17 protein-coding genes are annotated in these 21,867 nt (G+C 67.3%); 5 read left to right on the top strand and 12 right to left on the bottom strand.

Annotated features, from left to right (window positions below):
- Positions 1–118 precede the first annotated feature (118 nt).
- From ACY34H_RS12490 to ACY34H_RS12470, 5 genes are all read left to right on the top strand, one after another.
- Positions 119–1,330, top strand: a complete 1,212-nt coding sequence (locus ACY34H_RS12490) for an ISL3 family transposase (RefSeq protein ID WP_464975433.1) — start codon at positions 119–121, stop codon at positions 1,328–1,330.
- A 146-nt stretch (positions 1,331–1,476) separates the two neighbouring features.
- Entirely contained in the window at positions 1,477–3,114 is a 1,638-nt protein-coding gene (locus ACY34H_RS12485) for a Na+/H+ antiporter (protein ID WP_464977814.1), read from the top strand.
- 2 nt (positions 3,115–3,116) lie between these two features.
- Complete coding sequence (locus ACY34H_RS12480; protein WP_464977813.1) at positions 3,117–4,232, top strand: sensor histidine kinase; 1,116 nt, start codon at positions 3,117–3,119, stop codon at positions 4,230–4,232.
- A complete protein-coding gene (locus ACY34H_RS12475) occupies positions 4,220–4,969 on the top strand; it encodes a LytR/AlgR family response regulator transcription factor (protein ID WP_464977812.1) in 750 nt (249 codons plus the stop codon). Before ACY34H_RS12480 ends, ACY34H_RS12475 begins: the two co-directional genes overlap by 13 nt.
- A gap of 141 nt (positions 4,970–5,110) precedes the next feature.
- Positions 5,111–6,334, top strand: a complete 1,224-nt coding sequence (locus ACY34H_RS12470; RefSeq protein WP_464977811.1) for an acyltransferase family protein — start codon at positions 5,111–5,113, stop codon at positions 6,332–6,334.
- 52 nt (positions 6,335–6,386) lie between these two features.
- Here ACY34H_RS12470 and ACY34H_RS12465 read toward each other — a convergent pair whose 3' ends face one another.
- From ACY34H_RS12465 to ACY34H_RS12410, 12 genes are all read right to left on the bottom strand, one after another.
- Positions 6,387–7,355 carry a sensor domain-containing diguanylate cyclase gene (locus ACY34H_RS12465; protein ID WP_464977810.1) on the bottom strand — a complete coding sequence of 323 codons (969 nt, stop codon included), beginning with the start codon at positions 7,353–7,355 and terminating at the stop codon, positions 6,387–6,389.
- Between the two features lie 57 nt (positions 7,356–7,412).
- The gene (locus ACY34H_RS12460) at positions 7,413–9,836 is read right to left on the bottom strand and encodes a penicillin acylase family protein (protein WP_464977809.1); all 2,424 of its coding nucleotides are present in this window, start codon (positions 9,834–9,836) and stop codon (positions 7,413–7,415) included.
- A gap of 129 nt (positions 9,837–9,965) precedes the next feature.
- Positions 9,966–11,501, bottom strand: coding sequence for a PAS domain-containing sensor histidine kinase (locus tag ACY34H_RS12455; RefSeq protein ID WP_464977808.1), 1,536 nt, complete (start codon positions 11,499–11,501; stop codon positions 9,966–9,968).
- A 65-nt stretch (positions 11,502–11,566) separates the two neighbouring features.
- On the bottom strand, positions 11,567–12,715 hold the full coding sequence (locus tag ACY34H_RS12450) for an esterase-like activity of phytase family protein (protein ID WP_464977807.1): 1,149 nt from the start codon (positions 12,713–12,715) through the stop codon (positions 11,567–11,569).
- A 152-nt stretch (positions 12,716–12,867) separates the two neighbouring features.
- Complete coding sequence (locus ACY34H_RS12445; protein WP_464977806.1) at positions 12,868–14,163, bottom strand: DUF3422 family protein; 1,296 nt, start codon at positions 14,161–14,163, stop codon at positions 12,868–12,870.
- Entirely contained in the window at positions 14,163–15,104 is a 942-nt protein-coding gene (locus ACY34H_RS12440) for a LysR family transcriptional regulator (protein ID WP_464977805.1), read from the bottom strand. The genes ACY34H_RS12445 and ACY34H_RS12440 overlap by 1 nt, the downstream gene beginning before the upstream one ends.
- 107 nt (positions 15,105–15,211) lie before the next feature.
- The gene (locus ACY34H_RS12435) at positions 15,212–16,162 is read right to left on the bottom strand and encodes a glycoside hydrolase family 43 protein (RefSeq protein ID WP_464977804.1); all 951 of its coding nucleotides are present in this window, start codon (positions 16,160–16,162) and stop codon (positions 15,212–15,214) included.
- Positions 16,163–16,234: 72 nt separating this feature from the next.
- Positions 16,235–17,209, bottom strand: a complete 975-nt coding sequence (locus ACY34H_RS12430; RefSeq protein ID WP_464977803.1) for a glycoside hydrolase family 43 protein — start codon at positions 17,207–17,209, stop codon at positions 16,235–16,237.
- Between the two features lie 10 nt (positions 17,210–17,219).
- Positions 17,220–18,170, bottom strand: coding sequence for a galactofuranose ABC transporter, permease protein YjfF (yjfF, locus tag ACY34H_RS12425; RefSeq protein WP_464977822.1), 951 nt, complete (start codon positions 18,168–18,170; stop codon positions 17,220–17,222).
- A gap of 50 nt (positions 18,171–18,220) precedes the next feature.
- Complete coding sequence (locus tag ACY34H_RS12420; RefSeq protein WP_464977802.1) at positions 18,221–19,324, bottom strand: ABC transporter permease; 1,104 nt, start codon at positions 19,322–19,324, stop codon at positions 18,221–18,223.
- Positions 19,321–20,850, bottom strand: a complete 1,530-nt coding sequence (locus ACY34H_RS12415) for a sugar ABC transporter ATP-binding protein (protein ID WP_464977801.1) — start codon at positions 20,848–20,850, stop codon at positions 19,321–19,323. Before ACY34H_RS12415 ends, ACY34H_RS12420 begins: the two co-directional genes overlap by 4 nt.
- Before the next feature lie 14 nt (positions 20,851–20,864).
- On the bottom strand, positions 20,865–21,833 hold the full coding sequence (locus ACY34H_RS12410; protein ID WP_464977800.1) for an ABC transporter substrate-binding protein: 969 nt from the start codon (positions 21,831–21,833) through the stop codon (positions 20,865–20,867).
- Between the last annotated feature and the right edge of the window lie 34 nt (positions 21,834–21,867).

The raw sequence follows: 21,867 nt of genomic DNA, 5'->3' as shown, positions 1-21,867 counted from the left end.
GGTTCTTCGCGGGGAATGGGGGAAGACGGGATTGACGATCTGAGCAGGAAGTGGTGGCGGGGGTCTGAAGTTGGTAGATTGATAGTCGCCAAACAAGTCAATCTTTCAAACCACCGCCATGCTCAATGCTATGTCGTCTCTCCCGTTTTGGGAAGGCCATATTCTCGACTCCGTCCAAGAACAGAAAGACGGTTCCCTGCTGATCGTTCTCGAACCCTGTCCGACAAGTGATGCTTTGTGTGGGTCGTGCCGCCAGCCTTGCGCCTTGGTGCATGAGCGCCGAAGACGCAAGGTGCGCGACCGCGATATTCTGGACAAACGCGTCTGGCTTGATGTGCCAGTGCGGCGACTGGACTGCCATCACTGTAATGCACGGGTTGCCGAGCACATTGTCTGGCTTGACCGGCGTTCACGCATTACGCATCGTGTGCGCCTGTGGGTCGAGGCGCTGGCGCAACTGCTTCCGATAGCACATGTGGCCCGGCTGACCGGCCTACACTGGCATACCGTCAAAGAGATCGATCATCGGCGCTTGAAGCACTTGCATGCTGACTTCTCAGCAGAGGGTGTACGGCGCCTGGTGATGGACGAATTCGCCCTGCACAAGGGACACCGCTATGCCACTGTCGCGCTCGATGCTGAACGGATGCGCGTATTGTGGGTTGGAGAAGGCAATAGCCGGGAAGCGATCCGGCCATTTTTCGAGATGCTGGGACCGGAAGGCTGCCAGCGGATTGAAGCCGTGGCGATGGACATGAACACGGCTATGGATCTCGAAGTGCGCCAGCAATGCCCCAATGCCGAGGTGGTCTACGACCTATTTCATGTCGTGGCCCGTTTTGGCCGCGAAGTCGTTGACCGGGTACGGGTCGATCAAGCCAATGCACTACGTGCAGAGCCAAAAGCCCGTCAGGTCATCAAGCGCAGCCGATGGCTTTTGCTGCGTAATCGCGACAATCTCAAAACCGACCAGGCGATCAAACTTGACGAACTGCTCGCCGCCAACCAGCCCTTGGCAACGGTCTACCTGCTCAAGACCGAACTGAAAGAGATCTGGTATGCGCCATCGGCCTGGGAAGGTGCTCGTCGATGGAAAACCTGGCTCAAGCTCGCCCTGGAAAGCCAGATCGCACCGCTGATCCAGTTCGCTAAACGCTTGGCCAAATACCGGCGCGGTATCTTGGCTTCGGCCATCTATCCGATGAACTCATCCATCCTGGAAGGCGTCAACAATCGCATCAAAGTGATCAAACGCATGGCTTACGGATTCCGGGACGCATCCTACTTCTTCTTGAAAATCAAGAATGCGTTCCCCGGCAAAGTGCGATGAACCCTTTTTTTTGCCCTGCATACCGGCCGGCTCGCCGCCGGCCGATTCGTTTCCTGCCTGCACGCCGCGCCCCACCTCCTATAATTGCACTGGTTCACTATCCAAAAGTCTTGGCAAACAAGCGCAACCGGGAGCAACTCGCAACAATGGATTCGATCGAAATCGTACTGGCCATGCTGCTGGCCGTGGTGGCCAGCGCCTATCTCGTCCGGGTCCTGCCGGTAGCGCTGCCATTGCCCCTCGTGCAAATCGGACTGGGCGCCGCGATCGCCGGCTATACGGGCCACGGCGTGCAGCTCGATCCCGGCCTGTTCTTCCTGCTGTTCCTGCCGCCGCTGCTGTTCCTCGACGGCTGGCGCATTCCCAAGAGCGGCCTGTTCCGCGACAAGGGCGTCATCCTCGAACTGGCGTTCGGCCTCGTCATCTTCACGGTGGTCGGCGCAGGCTTCCTGATCCACTGGCTGATCCCGGCCATGCCGCTGCCGGTGGCGTTCGCGCTGGCCGCCATCGTGTCGCCCACCGATCCGGTGGCGGTGGGCTCGATCGCCTCGGGCGCGCCGATCCCGAAGCGGCTGATGCACATCCTCGAAGGCGAATCGCTGCTCAACGATGCCAGCGGCCTGGTGTGCTTCCGCTTCGCCGTCGCCGCGGCGATGACGGGCACGTTCTCGCTGACGCAGGCGTCGCTGACCTTCGTCTGGCTGGTGACGGGAGGCATCGCCGCCGGCGTCGGCGTCACGCTGCTGGCCACGTGGGCGCAGCGCTGGCTGTTCCGCCACTTCGGCGAGCCGTCCGGCTCGCCGATCCTGGTCAACCTGCTGATCCCGTTCGGCGCCTACCTGGCCGCCGAACACGCCAACGCATCCGGCATCCTGGCGGCCGTCTCGGCCGGCATCACGATGAGCTACGTCGAACTGTCCGGCCAGCTGATGGCGGCCACCCGCATCCAGCGCTCGGCCGTCTGGGACACCATGCAGTTCGCACTGAACGGCGTGATGTTCGTGCTGCTCGGCGAGCAGCTGCCCGACATCCTGCACGGCGCCCGCGTATCGCTGGACCAGAGCGGCCACCTCAATCCCTGGTGGCTGGTGCTGTACGCGTTCGCGATCTCGTTCGGCCTGCTCGCGCTGCGCTTCCTGTGGGTCTGGACCACGCTGCGCATCACGCTGTACCGCAAGGACCGCCGCGGCGAGGAAGCGCCGCGGCCGCCATTGCGGCTGCTGCTGGCCACCTCGCTGGCCGGCGTGCGCGGCGCGATCACGCTGGCCGGCGTGATGACGCTGCCGCTGGCGCTGCCCTCCGGCGCGCCGTTCCCGGCGCGCGACCTGACGATCTTCCTGGCCTCCACCGTCATCCTGATCTCGCTGGTGATGGCCAGCGTCGGCCTGCCGCGGCTGCTGGCCGGCATGGACTTCCCCGAAGAACCGGCCGAACGGCAGGAGGAGGACCTGGCGCGGCGCGAGGCGGCCAGTGCCGCCATCGCCGCCATCGAGCGCGCCCAGATGGAGCAGTTGCAAAGCGGCGCCGACAGCGACATGTACCCGGAAGCGGCGGCCCGCATGATCGCGCTGTACCAGCACCGCCTCGATACCACCGCCGCCGTCGACGACGAGGACGTGGTCCGCTTCCGCAAGCTTACCGCGGCCGAGCGCGAGCTGCGCCTGGCTGCCCTGCAGGCCGAACGCCGCACCATCTTCAGCCTGGCGCGCCACGAACACATCTCCGACGAGATCTCGCGCAAGCTGGTGCGCGAGATCGATCTCGTCGAGGCGCGGCACAAGTAGCGATGGACGACACCCGCCTGCACCGCCGCATGCGCCTCGTGATCGGCGCCGCCTGGATCCTGTTCTGGATCCTGATGATGCTGACGGCGGTGCAGGACTTCCTGCGCAACGACGACGGCCCGCTATGGAAGCCGCTGCTGTGGGAAGGCTCGTCTGCCGTCACGGGAACCGTGCTGCTGCTGGTGCAGCGCCGCTTCACGCGGCGGCACGACGCGCTGGTGGCGCAGCCGCGCGACTGGTTCGCCCGGCAGGCGCCCTGGCTGCTGGTGTACTGGGTAGCTTTCGTGCCGATCGCATTCGGCATCCGCCACGCCGTCTATGCCCTGATGGGCGACGTCTATCCGCATGCCTCCTGGCCGCGCGTGCTGGTGTACGAAAACATCAAGATGACGATCTTTTTCGCCATCTTCGTCGTCATCATGTTCGGCGTGCTGTCGTGGCAGGTAATGCACGGCGAGCGGCTGCGCGCCGAACGTATCGCCTCGGAACTGCGCGCGGCCCGGCTGCACCAGTTGACGCAGCAGATGCAGCCGCATTTCCTGTTCAACGCCCTGAACACGATTGCCGCGGTCATGCACGAGGACGTGGACCGTGCCGACGCGCTGCTGGTACGCCTGTCGGAACTGCTGCGCGCCGCGCTGTCCGGCGGCGCCCAGCAAGTAGCGCTGGCGGCCGAGCTGCGCCTGCTGCGCGGCTACGCCGATCTGATGGCGGAACGCTTCGCCGACCGCGTCACGATCGACTGGCGCGTCGGCGAAGGCCTCGGCCACCTGGCGGTACCGGCGATGAGCCTGCAGCCGCTGCTGGAAAACGTGTTCCGCCATACGGTCGAACGCAGCATGGCGCCGGTGCGCGTCACCATCGCGGCACGGCGCGATGGCGGCCGCCTGCTGCTCGCCGTCGAGGACGATACCGGCAGGCTGGACGAGGCGCCCGGGGCCGCCGAGCTGGATGAATCGCCAGCGGCCGACGGCACCGGCAGAGCGCTGGCCAACCTGCGCGCCCGCCTGGCGGCCCTGCACGGCGATGCAGCGTCCCTGGCCCTGGTGCCGCTGGCGCCGGCCGGCGTGCGCGCCGAACTCGTGCTGCCCTGCGTGGAGCTGCCATGCGCATCCTGATCGTCGACGACGAACGGCCGGCGCGCGACCGCCTGCGCCGGCTGCTGGCCGGCCAGGAAGGCATCGCCGCGGTGGACGAAGCGCGCGACGGCGTCGAAGCGCTGGCAAAGGTGGCGGTCTTCCAGCCCGACGCCCTGCTGCTCGACATCCAGATGCCGGGCCTGACGGGAATCGACCTGGCGGCCTCGCTGCCGGCTTCTCCGGCGGCGCCTGCGCCGCTGGTGGTCTTCGTGACGGCCTACGACGAGTACGCGCTGCGCGCCTTCGACGCCAATGCGATCGACTACCTGCTCAAGCCCTGCGATCCGGCCCGGCTGGCGCGCGCGCTGGCGCGGCTGAAGGAGCGGCTGGCCGCGCGTGCAAGCGGCCGCGAGGGCACGCCGGCGCCGGCGCCCGGCCTGCCGCCGCGCCAGCTGCTCGTCACCGAGCGGGGTGTCACGCGCATCGTGCGCATCGCCGACCTGCGCTGGCTGGAAACGGCCGACAACTACGTCGCGCTGCACGACGGCGGCGGCGCGCCGTTGCTGCGGCAGACGCTGGCCGGGCTGCTGGACACGCTCGGTCCCGCCTTCCTGCGCTGCCACCGCCGCGCCGCCGTGCACCTGCCGTGGATCGCGCACATCGTCGCCAACGACAGGGGCGACGGCCATATCGCGCTGACGGACGGCGGCACCGTGCCGCTGAGCCGGCAATACCGCCCCGCGCTGCTCGCTGCGCTTGCGCAGGCGTCCGCTTAGCCTGCGCAAGCGCAGGCCGGCTTACTCTGCGCCCGCCTCGCCCCCCGTCCCGCCACGCCGGTCTCCGCCTCGCCCCATTTTCCTCGCCTTGTCGCGTGCGCAGGTCCAGGCTATCGTCATCACATCGACCCGGACCACGCCATGCACGACCGCACCCCGCAAGACGACAGCCGCCTGTACTTCCTCGACTGGCTGCGCATCCTCGCCTTCTTCCTGCTGATCCTGTACCACATCGGCATGTACTACGTGAGCTGGGACTGGCATGTGAAGAGCCCGCACGCGGCCGGCACGATCGAGCCGCTGATGCTGCTGTCGTCGCCGTGGCGGATGTCGCTGCTGTTCCTTGTCTCCGGCGTGGCGTCGGGCTTCCTGCTGAGGAAACTGGCAACCCAGACGCGCCCGGCCTCCATCGGCGGCTTCGTGCGCGAGCGCAGCGCGCGGCTGCTGGTGCCGCTGCTGTTCGGCATGCTCGTGATCGTGCCGCCGCAGCCGTACTTCGAAGTCGTCGAAAAAGTGCAGTACGCCGGCAGCTATGGCGATTTCCTGGCGCTGTACCTGCAGGCCTACGGCGGTTTCTGCAAGGATGGCGACTGCCTGACGCTGCCGACCTGGAACCACCTGTGGTACCTGCCCTACGTGTGGGCCTATACGCTGGTGCTGGCGGCGCTGGCCGCCGTGGCCGGCACTGCCGCGCTGGAACGCGCCGGCAGGCGGGCGGGCCTGCTGCTGGCTGGCTGGAGAGCCCTGGTGCTGCCGGCCGCGCTGCTGGCCCTGGTGCGCATCCTGCTCAAGCCCCACTTCGAGGAAACCCATGCGCTGGTCGACGACTGGTTCAACCATGCCACCTACCTGCCGCTGTTCCTGGCCGGTGCGGTGCTGTCGGGCCAGCCGGGGTTCTGGCGCGAACTGGAGCGGCTGCGCTTCGCGGCGCTCGGCATCGCGCTGGCCTGCTGGGCGGCGCTGGTCGCCTACCACTGGCAGCCCGAGGCGCTGCAGACGTGGCCGATCGCCGCGCGCGCGACGTGGGCGGCCTGCCAGTGGTGCGCGATCGTGGCCGCCTGCGGGTTTGCCCGGCGCCACCTGTCGGGCGACGGGCCGGCACGGCAATACCTGGCACAGGCGGTGTTCCCCGTCTACATCCTGCACCAGACGCTGATCGTCTGTTTTTCCCGCCTGCTGCGCGGCGCGGCGCTGGTGCCCGTCACGGAAGGCACCGTGCTGGTGGTGCTGACCGTCACGGCCAGCTTCGGCATCTTCGAGATCGTGCGCCGCGTGCCGCTGCTGCGGCCCCTGTTCGGCCTGAAGGGAGTTGCACGGCACGCCGCGCCGGCGGCGCTCCAGCCGGCCAGCCGGAATCCAGGTTGAGCACCCGGTTGAGCGCCCGGCCGAGCGCCGGGGTCGGCACCCGGTTCAGCACTCAGTTCAGCACTTTTTTGCTGCGCTTGGCGCGGCTCATCTCGGCATCGGCCATCGCGAACGTTTCTTCCAGGTCGTAGCCGGGCTTGCGCAGCGCCATGCCCAGCGCCGCCCGCACATCGGCCGCGGCCAGCGCTTCCTGCACGCGCACCAGCAGCGCCTGCGCATCGAAGTAATCGCATTCGACCATCAGCATCGCGAACTCGTCGCCGCCCAGCCGGGCCACGGTATCGGTGCCGCGCGTCACCCCTTCGAGCGCGCGCGCGGCACGGATCAGCATGCCGTCGCCGGCCGCCTTGCCCTGCGTATCGTTGGTGAACTGCAGGTCGTCGAGATCGAGCGACACCACGCAGGCCGAGTGCCCGTAGCGGCTGCAGCGCTCTTCCTCGCGCTGCACCAGCAAGTCCCAGCCGCGCCGGTTGACCAGGCCGGTCAGCGGGTCGCGCGTGGCGTCCGCGTCCACCCGGTCGGCGTGGCGCGAGGCGTTGCCGGCATCGAGCTCGCTGGCCAGGATCCTGCTCAGCAGTTCTCCCATCAGCGTCACGGTATCGATCTCGTCGCGGACCGCATCCGGCTGCGGCCGCGGATCGAGTCCGCACAGGGTGCCGAACAGCGAACCGTCCGAGCGCCGCAACGGCACGCCCACGTAGGCGCCGACCGGCAATTGCCCGGCCAGCGGCGCCTGGGCATAGGCCGGCACGTCCCGCATCGACGGCGCGATGCCGGGGCCGTGGCCCAGCACCATGCGCGAGCAGAAGGTATCCGTCCAGCGGAACGAGCGGCCCGGCTCGACGCCGTAGCGGGTGCCCGCATCGGCAGCCTTGTCCTCGTTCCCGTCCTCGTCCTCGTTCGCATACAACACGATCCAGTCGTCTCCCTCGGTCCGTGTCACCATCCACAACTGAAAGCCAAGCCGGCGGCGCAGGTAGGCCATCGTGGCCTGCGCTGCCGCAGCGAAATCGTTGATCATGCACGCCTCTTCGGTATTAATTGTGCTGCCACATTATGCACCGAAAGGAACACCGCATCACGGCGCAAGAGCTAATGTGTGCTCCACCGGCCCCGGCAGCAACGGCGTGGCACGGCCCTGCACCCAGTCGGCATGGCCGGCCAGGAAATACGGCGACAGCGGATGGCCGCTCTGCCCGCCCGGCATGTTGAAGATGCCGGCTTCTTCCTTGCCGGGCGAAACGGTCAGGCGCTCGGACTGGCCGAACGTCGGCCCGGCAACCCGCGGCATGTTGGCATCGCCCGGCAACTGGTCGGCCGGCACACTCAGCCATTGGCGCAGCGCCGGCACGGCATTGGCGATCGGGTGCGCGATCGCGGCCGTGTTGAACGCGCCCCATGTGGCATCCTTCAGCGGCCGGCCATCGCCGGCCAGGTCGGCGATCGTGCGGTCGATGGCGGCCAGCTGCAGGTCGCGCCAGCTGGCATACTGCCGCGGCAGCCAGGCGGCCGGCTGGCCATCGAGCAGCCGTTCGATCACGTCGGGCCAGCGCTTGCCGGCCAGCGCGGCATTGCCGGACCACTCGGCCATCTGCCGGTTGGCGCCGCCATACAGCAGTTCGTACAGATTCCACATGAAGCCGCGCGCGATCCGGTAAGCGCTGGCGTCCACGCTGGCGCGGCCGGTCCAGCCCGAGCGCAGCAGGCGCGCCGCCTCGGCACGCTTCGGATCGGCCTTCACGGCGGCATCGTCCAGCAGGGCCAGCGCGCGCTCGCGCCAGCGCCCCTGGAACAGCGCCCGGTCGTCCAGCATCACACCGTAAACGGCTTTCTCGTCCAGCTTCGTTCCCAGTGCCGCCAGCGCGTCGCGCGCCTGGCGCGTGCGCGCGCCCAGGTCGAAGCCGCCGTCGCCCAGCAGTTCGGCGCCGGCGCCGGCCAGCTGGCGGCTGTTCGCCGTCACCAGTTGCCCGGCCGCCGGATTGACCACGCGCGGATATTCGCCAGGCCGCAGCCAGCCCTGCCAGCCCGCACTGCCGTCGGCCAGCGGGAAGCTTGCATCGGTGGCGGGCTGCGCGCGGCGCGGCAGCGGGCCGGCGATGGTCCAGCCTATGTTGCCGGCGGCATCGCCGGCCACGAAATTCTGCGCCGGCATGCCGGCGGCGTTGGCCACCACCAGCGCCTCGTCCAGCGTGTTCACCGCTTCCAGGCGCCGCAGGTTCACGTTCAGCAGCGCGCTCTCGTGGGCGATCCAGTGCAGCGCGTAGTACCGGCCGGCGCTGTCGAACAGCGGCCCGCGCGATGTATCGCGCACCGTCAGCGTTTCGGCCGGCGCCCCTTTGACGAGGATCGTCTCGCGGTGCACGACGGGCGTTTCCCACTTGCCGTCCAGCCGCACCTGGCCGGGCCGGGCCGGATCGGCGGCGGCCGGCACCAGGTCGAGGAAGTCGCCGTAGCTGTTGGTGAAACTCCAGGCCACGTGGCCGTTGCTGCCGACCACGACGAAGGGCGTGCCGGGCAGCGTGACGCCGACGATGCGGCGCGTGCTGCCGTTGCTGTCCGGGACCTGCAGCAGCGCGCGATACCAAGTGTTCGGCAGCTTGATCCCGAGGTGCATATCGTCGGCGACGATGGCGCCGCCCGTCGCGCTGCGGCTGCCGGCCACCGCCCAGTTGTTGCTGCCCACATTACTGGCGGCATTGCCGTCCACGGCACCGTGCAATGCATCGGGCGTTTCGGCGGTGGTCAGCAGCAGCGCATCGCGCGGCCCGGTCTGGCCCCACCATGACGGCGGCGCGGCGGGCAACGGCACCTGCGCCACCGGCACGTCCGCGGCATCGAGCGGGGCATCCCAGCGCGATGCCTGCGGCAGCAGGAAGGCCAGCTGTTCCGGGGTAGCATTGTCGCGCATCCAGCCGCGCGACAGTTCGCGCCGCGCCCCGGCCCCCTGCAGGTCCAGGTACATCGCCCAGATCACCAGCAAGGTATCGTGCGCCGACCAGGCGCGCGGCGCCTGCGCCAGCAGCCCATATTCGAACGGCCGCGTGCCCAGCGCATTCAGGCCGTCGTTGACACCCGCCGCATAGCGTTCGACCAGCTGCCGGTCGTCCGCGGGGAGGTGCGCATAGGCCTCGGCCGCGCGGGCGCGGAAACGGTGCAGCCGGTGTTCGCGGTCGGTTGGCAGCGCCTTCGGGCCGAACAGCTCGGCCAGCTCGCCGGCCGCCACGCGACGCAGCAGGTCCATCTGGAAGAAGCGGTCCTGCGCATGCACGAAGCCGGTCGCATACGCCACGTCGAGCCGGTCGCCGCCGGAGATCGACGGAATGCCCAGCGCGTCACGATGCACGGTGACTGGGCCACGCAGGCCGGGCACGGTATGCTTGCCGTCGAGCTGGGCAAGGCTGCCGCGCAGGAAGAACCAGACGGTCATCACCACGACGACCGCCAGGGCGAGGACGCCCCACCCGATGCGCCGGACCCAGCGGCTCCTGCGTCCTCCTGCCATGCATCGCCTCCGCAAAGTTTCTCTGCGGCGCATCTTGCCAGAAATCCAATGCGAACGGGAGCAAAAAAGTGTAAGTGGACGCACGCCCGGCAACCGGAATGCCAGCGAATCGCCGGCCCCGCGCGGGTGTCAGGCAGGCACCGCGCGGTGCTGCTCCAGCACGCAGGGCAGGTGCAGCGAGAACACGCTGCCCTGGCCGAATTCGCTGTGCACGGCGATGCGTGCACCGATCAGCCCGGCCAGGCGCTCCGACAGGTGCAGGCCCAGGCCGGTGCCCTCGAACTGCCGCGTGCTGCCCTGGTCGATCTGCGTGAAAGGCTTGAACAACAGGCCCAGCTTGTCCGGCGCGATGCCGATGCCCGTATCGATCACGTCGATCCGCACGGTTTGCGCGGCCTCGCCGCCGTGGCCTGCGTTGCCGGGGTCAGGCTCGATCCGCACCTCGACCCGCACCTCGCCCTGCTCCGTGAACTTGATCGCGTTGTTCATCAGGTTGATGACGATCTGCTGCACGGCGCGCCGGTCGGTGCGGACCATGACATTGCGCTCGGCCTGCCGCACGTGCAGCGCCAGCCCCTTCTCGTGGGCCAGCGGGGCGAACATCGCCGCCACGTCCTGCACCAGCCGGCGGCAGTCGAACGGCTCCGGGTTCAGTTCCACCTTGCCGGAGGCGATCTTGGTGATGTCGAGGATATCGTTGATCAGCGACAGCAGGTGCCGCGCGCTGGACTGGATGGTGCGCAGCTGCCGTTCCTGCTCGACGTTGACGGGGCCGGGCAGCTGCATCAGCAGCGTCCCCGTGAAGCCGATGATCGCGTTGAGCGGCGTGCGCAGCTCGTGCGACATCGACGACAGGAAGCGGTCCTTCGCCAGGCTGGCATCGGCCAGTTCGGCATTCTTCTCCTGCAGTGCGCGCTCGATGCGCTTGCGCTCGCTGATATCGCGGATAGCGCTCATCACCAGCGTGCCCTCCTCGGTGAGCAGCGGCGACAGGCTGACCTCGACGGGAAATTCCCTGCCATCGCGGCGCAGGCCATGCAGTTCGCGGCCCATGCCCATCGACCGCTGCGACGGCGCCAGCGCATAGGCGACGCGCTGCGATATGTGCGCGGTGCGGTAGCGTTGCGGGATCAGCACTTCCAGCAACTGCCCGCGCAACTCGCCTTCCGGGTAGCCGAACAGCTCGTCGGCCTGGCGGTTCGCCAGCACGATGCGGCCGGCCGCATTGGCCATGATGATCGCATCGGGCATCGATGCCAGCAGCGTGCCGAAGCGGGCGTCGACGAGCGCCGCGTCGCGCATCACGCGCAGCGGCGTCACGTCCTTCTTGGTCCACAGGATGGTGTCGGGCCGGCCGCCCGTGCCGCGCACCCGCTTGCTCGAGCTGTCGATATAGATCAGCGAGCCGTCCTTGGCGCGGCGCATCGATTCGTAGTTGGCCGAGCCATTGGCCAGCGTGTCGAACAGGATGGCGCGCTCGGTATCGCGCAGTTCCGGCGGCACGATCAGCTCGCCCAGCGTGCGGCCGCGCGCCTCGTCCGCCGTATAGCCGAACACGGACTCGGCACCCCTGGTCCAGTACAGCACGACGCCATCCATCGCCGTGACGATCACGGCATCCGGCGTTTCGTCCAGGATCAGCTTGCCGAAATCGATATCGTCCATGGTGTCGTCTGCGGCTGATGCTCGTGTCGAAGCTTACCGGGATTCGTGAAAGTACCGAGCACGGCTCATCGCTGCGGGGACCGCGGCAGCACTTCGAACAGCAGCAGCTGCGTGACCTGGCTCCTGCTGAAATTGTCGTCGCTGACGAAGAGCAGCGTGGCGTGGCCGTTCGGCAGCTTTGGGCCGAAGGCAAAGCCTTCCAGGTTGTCGAGCACCGGCAGGCCGAGCGTGGCAAAGTCCAGTACCAGGCGCTTGGCGGCAGGCGTGAAGGCGGCGCCGGCCAGCGCGCGCACGGCGCGGATATCGCTGGCGCCGCGCAGGTCCGCCTCGTACAGCCGGACATGGTTGCGGTACTGGCCGTCCGCGCCCTGCACGGCCGAGCGTTCCAGCACCAGCAGGGTGCGCGGGCCGGTAGCGACGATCTCCGAGATGCCGTTATCGGCAAACCTGCCCTCGCCCGGCCGGGCCGGTATTGGATCGACCGGGTAGGCATACTGGCCCAGCACGCGGCCGGCGCGGTCGAGCCGTGTGATGCGGGCCGGCGCGCCGCGCTCCGGCGTCGGCACGCCGCCGTCCTCGTACAGCGGCGCCTCCAGCGCCAGCCACAGGCTGGCCCCATCGGATGCGAACGACAGCCCTTCCAGGCTGCCGTTGTTGCGCACGCCGCGGTCGTCGCCGGGCCATTCGCGAAACATGGCCGGCAGCGGCAGCTCGCCGCGCAGCGTGCCGTCGGCACCAGCCTGGCGCACGAACGGATCGAGGCCGATGCGGCCGTCGCCCTCGCTGGCATACCAGATCGTGCCGTCCCGCGGATCGACGCGCGCCGATTCGATATCGGCCACCACGCCGCCGCTCCGCGCGCGTAGCTGCGCGTCCGGATAGGCCGTGCCGTCGTGCTGGCGCAGCAGGCGCACGTCCGTCAGCGTGACGGCATCGAACGACGTGGGCGTGAAGCGCAGGCGCGCACGGTAGTAGCGGGCCGGATCGATGGCCGAGCGGTCGTCGCTGGCAAGGATCCATTCACCGGCCGCCGCATCGTAGTCGACGCCGGACAGGCCGCCGACGGCCGTGCCGCGGAACGGCATCTTCGATGGCAGCCGCTGCTCGCCGATGAAACGCAGCGCCGCCACCTCCTGCCCCGCCGGCGGCACCGCCACCGCCGCGCACCCGGCCAGCAACCCGGCCAGGCCCAGCACCGCGGCCCGCATCGTCATCCCTCTCATGGCACCCCGAATGTCCAGTCAACGCAACATTATCGCAGAGCCGATCAACCGTTGCATTTCAACCACAGGGACAGTCCCTCCCGGGAGGGACTGTCCCTGTGGTTGCAAAACAACCAGCGGGCTGGACAGTAGAACTGCGATCGTCAGGCGTGGTGGCCGCCGCGGTGCAGCCGCTTGTGCATGTTGCGCAGCGTGAGCCAGACGCCGCCGGCGACCAGCGGCACGGCGATGCCGATCAGGGCGTCGGGGTTTGGCACCAGGCCGAAGACTTTCGCGCCCTTGATCGAATAGCCGAGCAGGCCGACCACGTAATAGGAGATCGCCGCGACGGACAGGCCCTCGACCGCCTGCTGCAGCCGCAGCTGCTGGGCGGCGCGGGCGTTCAGCGATTGCAGGATCGCCCGGTTCTGCGTTTCCTGCACGATGCCCACACGCGTGCGCAGCAGGTCGTTGCTGTTGGCGATGCGGCGTGCCAGCGCTTCCTGCCGGGCGGCGACGGCCTCGCAGGTGCTCATCGCCGGGGCGAGGCGCCGTTCCATGAATTCGGCAACGGTCGGCACGCCTTCGATGCGCGTTTCGCGCAGCTCGTCGATCCGCGTGTTGACCAGCTTGAAATAGGCCTTCGAGGCGGCGAAGCGGTAGCTGTTATCGAGCGACAGTTTTTCCAGGCGGGCCGCCAGGTGCGTGATCTTTTGCAGCAGCGCCTGTTCGGTGGTGCCGTCGGATGCCAGCAGGGCCTCGGTCGCGCCGGCCAGCTCCTTCTCGACGGCGTTCAGCTCCGGCACCGCGCGCTGGGCGGCCGGCAGCGCATACAGCGCCATCATCCGGTAGGTTTCGATCTCCAGCACGCGCTGCACCAGGCGCCCGGCCTGCTGTTCGCGCATGCGCACGTCGTTGACGACGAAGCGCGAGAAGCCGTCGGCCTGGATCGCGAAGTCGGAGCACACTTCGCCGCCCTGCATCACGCTGCTGGCGGCCAGCGACACGCCTTCGAACAGTTCATGCACCGGCGCATGGTCGCCCGCCCCGCCCTTGCGCAGGATGACATGGGCCGCCACCAGGATGCGGCCCTTCAGCGACAGCAGCCATTCCTGCGGCACGTGCACGATCGGCATGCGCTCGAAATCCTCCGCCTCGTCGGTGCGCTCGGCGAAAGTGTAGGTGGCGAACTCGGAATGCAGTTCCCACTTCAGCCGGAAGCGGCCGAAGTCATGGTAGAAGAAGCCGCCATCGCGCGCCGGCGCCGTCACGCCGAAATGCGCGCACAGCGCGGCCAGCAGCTCGTGCTGGGCCTGCGCGTTGTTGTTGCGGCCATGCCCGAACACGGCGATGTGCGAGACGCGTTCCGGCGCGCGCAGCTTCAGGAACGGCCGCGAATGCAGCTCGGCGGCAAGCGGCACCCGCTGCGGGTGGTTCAGGCTCGAGAAGACGAACGTCATCAGTACACCTCCTTGGCGACGCTGCGCACGGCGGTCAGCAGCAGGTTGGCGCCCGGCGACAGCAGGTGGTCCTGCTGGCGGATGATGCCGAATGCATCCATCTTGAACGGCAGTTCGATCGGCAGGATCGTCAGCACGTTCAGCGACTGGTAATAGCGCGCCACGTCCACCGGCATCACGTGCAGCGAATCGGTTTGCTGGAGCAGCGCCGTGATCAGCAGCAGCGCGGTGGTGTCGACGGTGTTGGCGGGCGGCTCCAGGCCCGCGCGGCGGAACATCATGTCGACGCGGTGGCGCAGGATGCTGCCCTGCGGCGGCAGCACCCACGGGTGACCGGCAATGTCCTTCAGCGTCAGGTTGCTGGCACTGGCCAGCGGGTGGCCGTTGCGCGCCACCGCGCACGCCGGCTCCTCGGTCAGTTCCTCGTAGGACAGGCGCGAATTGGTGTCGTGCTCGAGGATGCGGCCGATCATGAAGTCGAGCGTGCCCCGCTCCAGCATGTTGACCAGCGTGTTGGACGGTTCCATGTGCACGCCGATGCGCAGCAGCGGCGCCTGCTGCTTGACCTTGGCGATCGCCTGCGGCAGCAGCGACATGGCCGGCGTCATGATGACGCCGATTTCGACCTGGCCGACCAGGCCCGATTTCAGCGCCAGCACGTCGTCATGCGCCAACGACAGGCTGGTCAGCGCCATGCGCGCATGGCGGATCATCGTCTCGCCGAACAGCGTGGGCTCCATGCCGCGCGGCAGGCGCTCGAAGAGCTTCACGTCGAGCATCTCTTCGAGGTCCTTGATCTGCTTCGACGCCGCCGGCTGCGTCATGTGCAGCGTTTCCGCGGCGCGGTGGATGTTGCGTTGTTCGTCGAGCGCGATCAGCAGCAGCAGCTGCCGCGTTTTCAGGCGCGCGCGCAGGAACCAGTTGGGATTGAGTGTATCCATCGGCGCATCATATCATTGCCGAGTTTCAATCCGGCATGGGGAAAGCCGCCCGGCCCCTGCACAGCCGCGGTTTTGCAACGCACGGCTGCCGGTACCGGGCCGCGTCTTTACTTGCAGCTCGCCGTGGGGTTGGCGGCCGGCCCTTCGGCGGTCTGGGGGATGAACGGAATCGTGCCGTCCGCGTTGTACCTGAACTCCTCCACGGCCACCGAGCGGCGGTGCTCGCCACCCGCCGGCAGGTCGGCATTGTGGTACACCACATACGATTTGCCGTTGAACTCCGCGAACGCGTGGTGCACGGTCTTGGTCTTCTTGTTGGCGTCCATGATCTTGCCGCGGTAGTGCCATGGCCCGGTCGCCTTGTCGCTGGTGGCGTACACGGTGTACTCGGGCCAGTCGCGCGAGTACGACAGGTAGTAGATGCCCTGGCGCTTGTGCAGGTACGGCGCCTCGGTGAACTGCGGCAGCCCTTCGGTAATGATCGGGCCATCGAGTTCGGTCATGTTCTTCTTCAGCTTTGCGTACTTCAGCACCTGGTTGCCCCAGTACATATAGGGCGTGCCGTCGTCGTCGATGAAGATGGTGGGGTCGATGTCGTCCCAGCCGATATCGGTCTGCAGGGTCTGCGCATTGGTGATCAACGGCTTGCCGATCGCGTCGCGGAACGGCCCGAGCGGGCTGTCCGCCACGGCCACGCCGATCGCCTTCGCATTCGCGGCCCGTTCGGAGACGGTGGCAAAGAACCAGTACTTGCCATCGTGCTTGATGATGTCGCTGGCCCAGGCGGAATCCTTGGCCCATTTGAAGGTGTCGTAGCGCAGCGCGGTGCCGTGCTCCTTCCAGTTCTTCATGTCGCAGCTCGACAGCACCAGCCACTCGTTCATCACATAGCCCTTGTCGTCCGGCGACTCGTCGCGCCCTGCATAGACGTAGGCGCGGCCGCCATCGACCAGCACGGCCGGATCGGCGGTGAATTTATCCTTGACGAGGGGGTTGCCGGCCAGCGCCGGGGCGGCGCACAGCATGGCTGCGGCGGTAACGAGGGCACGCGTTAACATGGGGTCTCCAATCCAGGAATATCGTTGCGAAACTAAAACGCCCCCGCGGACGGGGGCGCAGTGCTTGACCAGTTACTTCTTGCAGGCCGCGGTCGGATTCGCCGCCGGGCCGGCCGTGGTCTGCGGGATGAACGGAATCGTGCCGTCCGCGTTGTACTTGAACTCTTCCACGGCCACCGAGCGGCGGAACTCGTCACCGGTCGGCAGTTCGGCGTTGTGGTAGAAGATGTAGGACTTGCCATTGAATTCGGCGAACGCCTGGTGGATCGTCGGCGTCTTCTTGTTCTGGTCCATGATCTTGCCGCGGTAGTGCCACGGGCCGGTCACTTTCTTCGCCGTCGCGTACACCGTGTGCTCCGGGAACTCGCGCGAGTACGACAGGTAGTAGATGCCGTTGCGCTTGTGGACGTAGGGCGCTTCCGTATAGTGCGGCAGGCTGGTGGTCTGGATGTCGCCATCCATCTCGATCATGTTCTTCTTCAGTTTCACGAACTTCAGCGTCTGGTTGCCCCAGAACAGCCATGGCGTGCCGTCGTCGTCGATGAAGATGCCCGGATCGATGTCGTCCCAGGCGATATCGGTTTCCATCGTCATGTCGTTGGTGATCAAGGCCTTGCCGATGGCGTCGCGGAACGGGCCGGTCGGGCTGTCCGCCACGGCCACGCCGATGCCCTTGGCATTGGTGCTGTTGTCATGCACGGTGGCGTAGAACCAGTACTTGCCGCCGACCTTGGTGATATCGCTGGCCCAGGCCGAGCCGCCCGACCACTTGAACACGTCGTAGCGCAGCGCGGTGCCGTGCGCGGTCCAGTTCTTCATGTCGCAGGTGGAGTACACCAGCCATTCGTTGAGCACGAAATCCTTGTCCTGCGGCTTGGGTCGCGCCTCGTCATGGCCCGTGTACAGGTAGACGCGGCCCTGGTCGACCAGCACGGCCGGATCGGCGGTGAACTTGTCCGAGAACAGCGGATTGCCGGCGCTGGCCGAAGCGGACGCGCAGGCGGCCGCCACCGCGAGCGCCAGGGCGCCGAGGCTTTGCTTCTTCATCTAAAACTCCTCAGGTTTGTTGCGAGCGGGCGGACAGCAGTCGTTGCACCACGCAGAACAGGAACAGCAGGCCGCCAATGACGATCTTGGTCCACCAGGAACTCAGGGTGCCGTCAAAGGCGATCAGGGTCTGGATCGTGCCGAGTACCAGCACGCCGGACAGGGCGCCGGCCACGTAGCCGTAGCCGCCGGTCAGCAGGGTGCCGCCGATGACGACCGCGGCGATCGCATCGAGCTCGGTGCCCTGCGCATGCTGGCCATAGCCGGACAGCATGTAGAACGCGAACAGCACGCCGCCCAGCGCGGCGCAGAAGCCGGAGAACGCATACACGCCGATCTTGGTGCGCGCCACGTCGAGGCCCATCATCAGCGCCGACTGCTCGTTGCCGCCGATGGCGTAGACGCCACGGCCGAAGGCGGTGCGGCGCGAGGCCCAGATGGCAACGACCAGCACGAGCAGCGCGATGGCGGCGGACGGCGAGATGAAGCCGCCGATGAAGGGAATCTGCGTCTGCGAGGCGGCCACGAACAGCGGGTCCTCGATGGTGATCGATTCGATGCTGATCAGGTAGCACAGGCCGCGGGCCAGGAACATGCCGGCCAGCGTGACGATGAACGGCTGCAGCTGGAAGTAATGGATCAGCGCGCCCTGGAAGGCGCCGAACAGGGCGCCGAAGGCCAGCACGATGGCGATCACCGCCAGCGGGTTCCAGCCGGCGTTCAGCAGCCAGGCCGCGATCATCGTCGTCAGCGCCAGCACGGAACCCACCGACAGGTCGATGCCGCCGGCCAGGATCACGTAGCCCATGCCCACCGCGATCACCAGCAGGTGCGCGTTGTCGATCAGCAGGTTCAGCAAGACCTGCCCGGACAGGAAGCCCTCGTAGGAGGCGCCCCCGGCGGCCAGCAGCACCACCAGCAGAATCACGGTGACGAGCGACGTGAACCACGGCGCGCTCATGATGTTCGGGCGCGCCGCGCCGGCGGCGCCGCTGCCCATGGTTGCGGTGTTCATTTACGGCCCTTCCACAACTTCTGGAAACCCGTCGACTGCGACAGGCACACGATGAATACGACGATCGCTTTCACGACCATGTTGACTTCCGGCGGCACGCCCAGCGAATAGATCGTCCACGTCAGCGTCTGGATGATCAGCGCGCCGATCATGCTGCCCACCAGGCTGAACTTGCCGCCGGCCAGCGACGTGCCGCCCAGCGTGACGGCCAGGATGGCGTCCAGTTCCAGCAGCAGGCCGGCATTGTTGGCGTCGGCGCTCTTGATGTTCGAGCTGATCATCAGGCCGGCCATGCCGGCGCAGGTGGAGCAGAACACATACGTGAAGAAGATCAGCGTGGCGGTGCGGATGCCGGCCAGCCGCGCGGCCACCGGATTGATGCCGACCGTCTGGATGAACAGGCCCAGCGCGGTCTTCTTCAGCAGCAGGCCGACCACCAGCAGCACGGCCGCTACCACCCACAGCGCGAACGGCAGGCCCAGCAGGTAGCCGCTGCCCAGGAAGAAGAACGGCTCGTAGTACACGGTGACGATCTGGCCGTCGGTAAACAGCTGGGCCAGGCCGCGGCCGGCCACCATCAGGATCAGCGTGGCGACGATCGGCTGCAGTTTCAGGCCGGCCACCAGCACGCCGTTCCAGGCGCCGCACAGGACCGCGATGCCCAGCGCGGCGGCCAGCGCCACCGGCATCGGCATGTTCGCCACGTACTCGGGCTGGCCGTTGTTGATGACCATGGTACCGCCGATCATCATCGCCGCCACGGTGCCGGAGAGCGCTACCACCGCGCCCACCGAAATGTCGATGCCGCGCGTGGCGATCACCAGTGTCATGCCCAGCGCCGCCAGCATCAGCGGCGCGGCGCGGTTCAGGATGTCGATCAGCGGGCCGTACAGGTGGCCATCCTTGATTTCCAGGCTCAGGAAGCCCGGGATGAAGATAATGTCGAGCACCAGCAGGGCCGCCAGCGCGAGGACCGGCTTGGCCAGCGAATGCGACAGCAGCGAAGCCTTCTCGGGCGGCACCTTCGCCGGTGTGCTCGGGCCGGATGCGCCGGGGGATGCCGGCGCGGGCGCCGGCGGCGCCATGTTTGCTTGCGTCATGCGCGAATTCCTTCCACTTCCTCTCCCGCGATCACCTGCAGCACGGTCTGGTCGTCCAGGTCGCCGCGCACGTACTCGCCGCATTTCTCGCGGTCGCGCAGCACCACCATGCGGTCGCTGCAGCGCAGCACCTCCGGCAGTTCGGACGAGATGAACAGCACCGACATGCCGGTCTTGCACAGCGTGGTCACGTAATCCATGATCTCGCCCTTGGCGCGCACGTCGATGCCGCGCGTGGGTTCGTCGAGGATCATCAGCTTCGGATCGGTGGCCAGCCAGCGTGCCAGCAAGACCTTCTGCTGGTTGCCGCCCGACAGCGTGCCGATCGGGGTTTCGATGCTGGCCGTCTTGATGCCCAGCCACTTCACGTAGTTCTCGGCGATTTCCTGCTGCAGTTTCATCGGGATCGCGCGCATCACGCCGGCCCGTGCCTGCATGGCCAGGATCAGGTTCTCGCGCACCGATAGCGACAGGATCGCGCCTTCGTGCTTGCGGTCTTCCGAGCAGAAGCCGATGCCGGCGGCGATCGCGTCGCGCGGCGTGTCGAAGCGCTGCGTCCTGCCGCCGATCGTGATGCTGCCGGTATCGGCCTTGTCGGCGCCGAACAGCAGGCGCGCCAGTTCGGTACGGCCGGAACCGAGCAGGCCGACCAGGCCCAGCACTTCGCCCTGCTTCACGTCGGCATCGACCGGTTTCAGGGCGCCGCGGCGGCCCAGGCCCTCGATGGTCATCAGCGTGCCGCCGGCATGATGGGCCTGGGTAGCGGCCGGCGCCGCCTCCTCGGCCTGCTGGGCCGGCGCGCCGATCATCTTGTTGACCAGCGCGAGACGCGACAGTTCGCTGGCCGGATACTCGCCTTCCCGCTCGCCGTTGCGCATCACGGTGATGCGGTCGGAAATCGCGTAGGTCTGGTCGAGGAAGTGCGTGACGAACAGGATCGCCATGCCTTCTTCCCGCAGGCGGCGCAGCACGCGGAACAGCAGCTGCACTTCGGCCTCGTCGAGGCTGGACGTCGGTTCGTCGAGAATCAGCACTTTCGCCGACGTGTTCAGCGCGCGCGAGATCGCCACCATCTGCTGGATCGCCAGCGAGTAGCGGGCCAGCGGCTGCGTCACGTCGATGTCCACTTCCAGCTGGCGCAGCAGCGTGACGGCCTGCTCGCGCATGCTCTTCCAGTCGACGCCGAACCAGGTGCGGGGGTAGCGGCCGATGAAGATGTTTTCCGCCACCGACAGGTTCGGGCACAGGTTGACTTCCTGGTACACCGTGGAGATGCCCAGTTCCTGCGCTTCCAGCGTGGAATCCGGCCGGATCGGCTGGCCGTCGAGCACCATCGTGCCCTCGTCCGGCGTATACACGCCGGTCAGCACCTTGATCAGCGTGGACTTGCCGGCGCCGTTCTGGCCCATCAGCGTGTGCACTTCGCCCGGATACAGGCGCAGGCCGGCGTTCGACAGGGCCTTCACGCCGGGGAACGATTTGTGGATGCCGGTCAGTTCCAGTACCGGCGCGCGGTCAGCCGCCATGCCTGCCGCCGACATCAGTATTTACGGTTCGGGAATTCTTTCAGCGCGACTTCGGCCGGGAACACGCGTTCCTCGACGACGAGGCGCTTCGGCACCTGCTTGCCGGCCTTGACGTCCTTGGCCGTCTGCATCAGCAGCGGGCCGAGCAGCGGATTGCATTCGACAGTCACGTTCAGCTTGCCCTGGATCATGGCTTCGAACGCGCCGCGCACGCCGTCGACGGACACGATGACGATGTCCTTGCCCGGTTTCAGGCCCGCTTCCTCGATCGCCTGGATCGCGCCGATCGCCATGTCGTCATTGTGCGCGTACAGCACGTTGATGTTCTTGCCATGCGCCTTCAGGAAGGCTTCCATCACTTCCTTGCCCTTGGCACGGGTGAACTCGGCGGTCTGCGTGCGCAGCAGCTTCAGTTGCGTATTGCCCTTGGTGACTTCGTCGAAGCCGGTCTTGCGGTCGATCGCCGGCGCCGAACCCACGGTGCCCTGCAGCTCGACGACGTTGAAGGTCTTGCCGGGCTGCTTCTTGACGAACTCGTTCAGCCAGCGGCCGGCGCGGCGGCCTTCCTCGACGAAGTCGGAACCGATCAGCGTCACGTACAGCGACTTGTCGGCGACGTTGACGTCGCGGTCGGTCAGGATCACGGGAATCTTGGCGGCCTTGGCTTCGCGCAGCACCGTATCCCAGCCCGATTCCACGACCGGCGAGAACGCGATCACGTCCACTTTCTGGGCGATGAAGGAGCGGATCGCCTTCACCTGGTTTTCCTGGCGTTGCTGCGCATCGGCGAACTTCAGGTTGATGCCGGCCTTCTTGGCGGCATCCTTGACGGAAACGGTATTCGCGGTGCGCCATTCCGATTCCGCGCCGACCTGCGAGAAGCCCATCACGAGGGGCTTGGCCGCCATGGCGGGGAAGGCGGTGCCGGCCAGGGCCAGTGCGAGTGAACCTGCGGCAATGAAAGTCCTGCGCTGTACAGTCATGCGTGTCTCCGTGCTGTGATGTTGCGGATGATTG

The sequence above is a fragment of the Pseudoduganella sp. jia 9 genome (genome assembly GCF_055502615.1).
This window is presented reverse-complemented; position numbering and strand designations above follow the sequence as displayed.

What these genes read in the sequence shown, in the direction of transcription:
- ACY34H_RS12490 (WP_464975433.1), top strand. Translation starts at nt 119, where the DNA reads ATGCTCAATGCTATGTCGTCTCTCCCGTTTTGGGAAGGCCATATTCTC.
- ACY34H_RS12485 (WP_464977814.1), top strand. Translation starts at nt 1,477, where the DNA reads ATGGATTCGATCGAAATCGTACTGGCCATGCTGCTGGCCGTGGTGGCC.
- ACY34H_RS12480 (WP_464977813.1), top strand. Translation starts at nt 3,117, where the DNA reads ATGGACGACACCCGCCTGCACCGCCGCATGCGCCTCGTGATCGGCGCC.
- ACY34H_RS12475 (WP_464977812.1), top strand. Translation starts at nt 4,220, where the DNA reads ATGCGCATCCTGATCGTCGACGACGAACGGCCGGCGCGCGACCGCCTG.
- ACY34H_RS12470 (WP_464977811.1), top strand. Translation starts at nt 5,111, where the DNA reads ATGCACGACCGCACCCCGCAAGACGACAGCCGCCTGTACTTCCTCGAC.
- ACY34H_RS12465 (WP_464977810.1), bottom strand. Translation starts at nt 7,355, where the DNA reads ATGATCAACGATTTCGCTGCGGCAGCGCAGGCCACGATGGCCTACCTG.
- ACY34H_RS12460 (WP_464977809.1), bottom strand. Translation starts at nt 9,836, where the DNA reads ATGGCAGGAGGACGCAGGAGCCGCTGGGTCCGGCGCATCGGGTGGGGC.
- ACY34H_RS12455 (WP_464977808.1), bottom strand. Translation starts at nt 11,501, where the DNA reads ATGGACGATATCGATTTCGGCAAGCTGATCCTGGACGAAACGCCGGAT.
- ACY34H_RS12450 (WP_464977807.1), bottom strand. Translation starts at nt 12,715, where the DNA reads ATGACGATGCGGGCCGCGGTGCTGGGCCTGGCCGGGTTGCTGGCCGGG.
- ACY34H_RS12445 (WP_464977806.1), bottom strand. Translation starts at nt 14,163, where the DNA reads ATGACGTTCGTCTTCTCGAGCCTGAACCACCCGCAGCGGGTGCCGCTT.
- ACY34H_RS12440 (WP_464977805.1), bottom strand. Translation starts at nt 15,104, where the DNA reads ATGGATACACTCAATCCCAACTGGTTCCTGCGCGCGCGCCTGAAAACG.
- ACY34H_RS12435 (WP_464977804.1), bottom strand. Translation starts at nt 16,162, where the DNA reads ATGTTAACGCGTGCCCTCGTTACCGCCGCAGCCATGCTGTGCGCCGCC.
- ACY34H_RS12430 (WP_464977803.1), bottom strand. Translation starts at nt 17,209, where the DNA reads ATGAAGAAGCAAAGCCTCGGCGCCCTGGCGCTCGCGGTGGCGGCCGCC.
- yjfF (WP_464977822.1), bottom strand. Translation starts at nt 18,170, where the DNA reads ATGAGCGCGCCGTGGTTCACGTCGCTCGTCACCGTGATTCTGCTGGTG.
- ACY34H_RS12420 (WP_464977802.1), bottom strand. Translation starts at nt 19,324, where the DNA reads ATGACGCAAGCAAACATGGCGCCGCCGGCGCCCGCGCCGGCATCCCCC.
- ACY34H_RS12415 (WP_464977801.1), bottom strand. Translation starts at nt 20,850, where the DNA reads ATGGCGGCTGACCGCGCGCCGGTACTGGAACTGACCGGCATCCACAAA.
- ACY34H_RS12410 (WP_464977800.1), bottom strand. Translation starts at nt 21,833, where the DNA reads ATGACTGTACAGCGCAGGACTTTCATTGCCGCAGGTTCACTCGCACTG.